The organism is Pseudomonas agronomica, assembly GCF_025917275.1.
Lineage (GTDB): Bacteria > Pseudomonadota > Gammaproteobacteria > Pseudomonadales > Pseudomonadaceae > Aquipseudomonas > Aquipseudomonas agronomica.
The window spans coordinates 1-4,649 of record NZ_JAOSHO010000404.1; the positions used below are offsets into that span (position 1 = coordinate 1).

Below are 4,649 nucleotides of genomic sequence, written 5' to 3' on the forward strand. Positions count from 1 at the left end.
CATCAGCGCTCGCGCGCCCTGCTGGGTGTGGCGAACGTACGCGGCGCCCTGGTGGCGTGCCTGTCGTTGGTGGAACTGCTGGGGTTGGAGCCGGGCTCGCCGGCGCCCTCCGGTGGACGGATCATGCCACGCATGCTGATCGTCGCCGCGCAAGGCGGGCCGGTGCTGATGCCAGTCGATGAAGTGGACGGCATCCATGCCATCGACGAGCGCATCCTGGCGAACGCTTCGCCATCGGCGGGCAAGTACACCCGTGGCGTGTTGCAGTACAAAGGACGCAGCCTGCGTTGGCTGGATGAAGAGCAACTGCTGTCCGCCGTGTCCCGGAGCCTGTCATGACCCCCGACCAGATGCGCGATGCCTCGTTGCTGGAGCTGTTCAGCCTGGAAGCCGAAGCCCAGACCCAGGTATTGAGTGCCGGTTTGCTGGCCTTGGAGCGCGATCCGACCCAGGCCGATCACCTGGAGTCGTGCATGCGTGCGGCCCATTCGCTCAAGGGCGCCGCGCGAATCGTCGGGGTCGATGCCGGCGTCAGCGTGGCCCATGTGATGGAAGATTGCCTGGTCAGCGCCCAGGAGCGGCGGCTGGTCTTGCGCGCCGAGCATATCGACGCGCTGCTGCAGGGCACGGACTTGCTGACGCGTATCGCGACCCCCGGCAACAGCGTGTCTGCCGAGGACATCGAGGCCTATGTCGGGTTGTTGGGACACCTGCTGGATCCGTCCGCAACGCCAGCTCCGGCTCCGACTCCCACCGTCATGGCGCCGACCATCGAGATACCCGCCGAACCCGTGCGTAGCGAAGCGCCCGAGCCGATGTCCATGGAGCCGCTGGAACCGACCGCCAGGAAAAAACGCACCACCGAGGGCGGCGAGCGCGTCTTGCGGGTCACGGCCGGACGCCTCAACAGCCTGTTGGACCTGTCGAGCAAATCCCTGGTTGAAACCCAGCGCCTCAAGCCCTGGCTGGCGACGATGCAACGGATCAGGCGCCAGCAAAGCAATGGCCTGCGCGCCCTCGAAGACCTGAACGTGCATCTCAAGGATCACGCGCTGAGCCTGCAGGCCCAGGAAGCCCTCAACGATGCGCGGCGGCTGCTGGCCGAAACCCAACAGATGCTCGCGCAGAAAACCGCTGAGCTGGATGAGTTCGCCTGGCAGGCCAGCCAGCGGGCACAAGTGTTGTACGACACGGCACTGGCCTGTCGCATGCGACCGTTTGCCGATGTGCTTGCGGGGCAGGCGCGGATGGTGCGGGACTTGGGGCGTAGCCTGGGCAAACAGGTGCGCCTGGAAATCGAAGGCGAGAAAACCCAGGTCGATCGTGACGTACTGGAAAAACTCGAGGCGCCCCTGACCCATCTGCTGCGCAACGCCGTCGACCACGGCATCGAGATGCCCGAGCAACGGGTGCTGGCAGGCAAGCCCGCTGAAGGCCTGATTCGCTTGCGCGCCTCCCATCAGGCCGGCCTGTTGGTGCTGGAGCTGGCGGATGATGGCGCCGGCGTGGACCTGGAGCGGGTGCGGCGCACGATTGTCGAGCGCGGGCTTTCTCCCGAGCAGACTGCCGCCAGCCTGAGTGAAGAGGAACTGCTGACCTTCCTGTTCCTGCCGGGCTTCAGCCTGCGGGACAAGGTCACTGAAGTGTCCGGGCGCGGCGTCGGCCTGGATGCGGTCCAGCATATGGTTCGGCAGTTGCGCGGCGCGGTGGTGCTGGAGCAAACGGCGGGCGCCGGCAGTCGTTTCCACCTGGAAGTGCCGCTGACGTTGTCGGTGGTGCGCAGCCTGGTGGTGGAGGTCGGTGGCGAAGCCTACGCGTTTCCCTTGGCCCATATCGAGCGCATGTGCGACCTCGCGCCGCAAGACATCGTTCAGGTCGAAGGCCGCCAGCACTTCTGGCATGAGGGGCGCCATGTTGGCCTGGTGGCCGCCACGCAATTGCTCAATCGTCCGGTGACGCCCAACAACGGCCAGGCCCTCAAGGTCGTGATGATCCGCGAACGAGAGGTCATCTATGGCGTCGCGGTGGAACGATTCATCGGTGAGCGGACGCTGGTGGTGCTGCCGTTGGACGAGCGCCTGGGCAAGGTCCAGGACATTTCCGCAGGGGCATTGCTCGACGACGGCTCGGTGGTGCTGATTGTCGATGTGGAAGACCTGCTGCGCTCGGTGGACAAGCTGCTCGATACCGGACGATTGGAACGCATCGCCCGGCAAAACGAAGCCCAGGTCCCGCGCAAGCGGATCCTGGTGGTCGATGATTCCCTGACGGTGCGAGAACTGGAGCGCAAGCTGCTGCTCAATCGCGGCTATGACGTGGCAGTGGCGGTGGACGGCATGGACGGCTGGAACGCGTTGCGCTCGGAGGATTTCGATTTGCTCATTACTGACATCGACATGCCGCGCATGGACGGTATCGAACTGGTGTCGTTGCTGCGGCGCGACAACCGCTTGCAATCGCTGCCGGTGATGGTGGTTTCCTACAAGGATCGCGAGGAAGATCGTCGCCGTGGCCTGGACGCCGGGGCCGACTATTATCTAGCCAAGGCGAGTTTCCATGACGACGCCTTGCTCGACGCCGTGGTCGAATTGATCGGAGGAGCACGCGCTTGAAGATCGCCATCGTCAATGACATGCCCCTGGCGGTCGAGGCCCTGCGCCGTGCGCTGGCGTTCGAGCCCGCGCATCAGCTGGTCTGGGTGGCCGCCAACGGCGCCGAGGCCGTGCAGCGTTGTCATGAATACACGCCGGACCTGATCCTGATGGACCTGTTCATGCCGATCATGGACGGCGTGGAAGCGACCCGGCGGATCATGGCCGACACGCCCTGCGCCATTGTGATCGTCACCGGCGACAGCCAGCAGAACGTCCATCGCGTGTTCGAGGCCATGGGCCACGGCGCTCTCGATGTGGTCGATACCCCGGCCCTGGGCGTCGGCAGGCCCGAGGACGCCGCGGCGCCGCTGTTGCGCAAGATCGCCAACATCGGCTGGCTGATCGGCGAGCGTGGCAACCGCGAGCGCGCCGCGCCGGCCGCGCAACGGGCGTCGGTGTCACGCAACAGCCTGGTGGCGATCGGATCGTCGGCTGGCGGCCCGGCGGCGTTGGAAGTGCTGCTCAAGGGGTTGCCACGTGACTTCGCGCCGGCGATCGTGCTGGTCCAGCATGTGGACGAAGTGTTCGCCGCTGGCATGGCCGAGTGGCTCAGCGGTGTGTCGGGACTCGACGTCCGCCTGGCTCGCCAGGGCGAGACGCCGCAAAGCGGCACGGTGCTGTTGGCCGGGACCAATCATCATTTGCGCCTGTTGAAAAATGGCACGCTGGCCTACACCGCCGAGCCGGTCAACGAGATCTATCGGCCTTCCATCGATGTGTTTTTCGAGAGTGTCGCCAACTTCTGGAGCGGTGATGCAGTGGGCGTCTTGCTCACCGGCATGGGCCGCGACGGTGCGCAAGGGCTTAAACTCATGCGTCAGCAGGGCTGCGTGACCATCGCCCAGGACCAGCAGAGCAGCGCGGTATACGGCATGCCCAAGGCGGCGGCGGCCATCGACGCGGCTGCGCAGATCCTGGCGCTGGATAAGATAGCGCCACGCTTGGTGGAGATTTTCACCCAATGACCAACCCCCGCACCCTAGGCAGTATTCAGGTGAGCCCCCATGAATGATCTACAGCTCGACGATTTCAAGCGCGATGAGAATGCCGCGATGGTGTTGCTCGTCGACGACCAGGCGATGATCGGCGAGGCGGTGCGACGCGGGCTGTCGAACGAACAGAACATCGATTTCCACTTCTGTTCCGATCCGCACCAGGCCATCGCCCATGCCGTGCGCATCAAGCCGACGGTGATTCTCCAGGACCTGGTGATGCCAGGCCTCGACGGCCTGAGCCTGGTGCGCGAGTACCGCAGTCATCCGGCGACCCGTGACATTCCGATCATCGTCCTGTCGACCAAGGAGGACCCGTTGATCAAGAGTGCGGCGTTCGCCGCCGGGGCCAACGACTATCTGGTCAAATTGCCGGACAACATCGAACTGGTGGCGCGCATCCGCTATCACTCGCGTTCCTACATGATGCTGTTGCAGCGCGACGCGGCCTTTCGCGCGTTGCGGGTCAGCCAGCAGCAGTTGTTGGACACCAACCTGGTGCTGCAACGGCTGATGAACTCCGATGGCCTGACCGGCCTGTCGAACCGCCGGCACTTCGATGAATACCTGGAACTGGAGTGGAGAAGGGCGCTGCGGGACCAATCTCAGCTGTCGTTGTTGATGATCGACGTGGATTACTTCAAGTCCTACAACGACAACTTCGGCCACCTCGAGGGTGATGAAGCCCTGCGCAAGGTCGCCACGGCGATCCGCGATTCGTGCAGCCGGCCTTCCGACCTGCCGGCCCGTTATGGCGGGGAGGAATTCGCCCTGGTCCTGCCCGGCACCTCGCCGGGCGGTGCACGGTTGATGGCCGAAAAACTGCGCCAGAGCGTCGTCGCCTTGAAAATCCCCCATACCACGCCCGACGGCGGGGAAAACCTGACCGTCAGCATCGGCGTCTCGACCTTCACCCCGCAGCAGGGCAGTGATTGCCGCGAGTTGATCTCCGCGGCGGACAAGGGGCTGTACATGGCCAAGCACAACGGGCGCAATCGGGTTG

Annotated in this window: 4 protein-coding genes; all 4 read left to right on the forward strand. The window is 64.7% G+C overall.

Features of this window, described 5'->3' with window-relative positions:
- A partial coding sequence (locus OC610_RS21540) for a chemotaxis protein CheW (protein WP_264430622.1) occupies nucleotides 1-339 on the forward strand: 339 nt, incomplete at its 5' end.
- Nucleotides 336-2,612, forward strand: coding sequence for a hybrid sensor histidine kinase/response regulator (locus tag OC610_RS21545; protein WP_264430624.1), 2,277 nt, complete (start codon nucleotides 336-338; stop codon nucleotides 2,610-2,612). The genes OC610_RS21540 and OC610_RS21545, both read left to right, overlap by 4 nt.
- On the forward strand, nucleotides 2,609-3,619 hold the full coding sequence (gene cheB / locus OC610_RS21550; protein WP_264430625.1) for a chemotaxis response regulator protein-glutamate methylesterase: 1,011 nt from the start codon (nucleotides 2,609-2,611) through the stop codon (nucleotides 3,617-3,619). The genes OC610_RS21545 and cheB overlap by 4 nt, the downstream gene beginning before the upstream one ends.
- A gap of 39 nt (nucleotides 3,620-3,658) precedes the next feature.
- Nucleotides 3,659-4,649 (forward strand): PleD family two-component system response regulator (locus tag OC610_RS21555; RefSeq protein WP_264430627.1); only part of this gene is annotated, 991 nt, incomplete at its 3' end.

Coding starts and splice junctions, on each gene's coding strand:
- OC610_RS21545 (WP_264430624.1), top strand. CDS start 336: ATGACCCCCGACCAGATGCGCGATGCCTCGTTGCTGGAGCTGTTCAGC.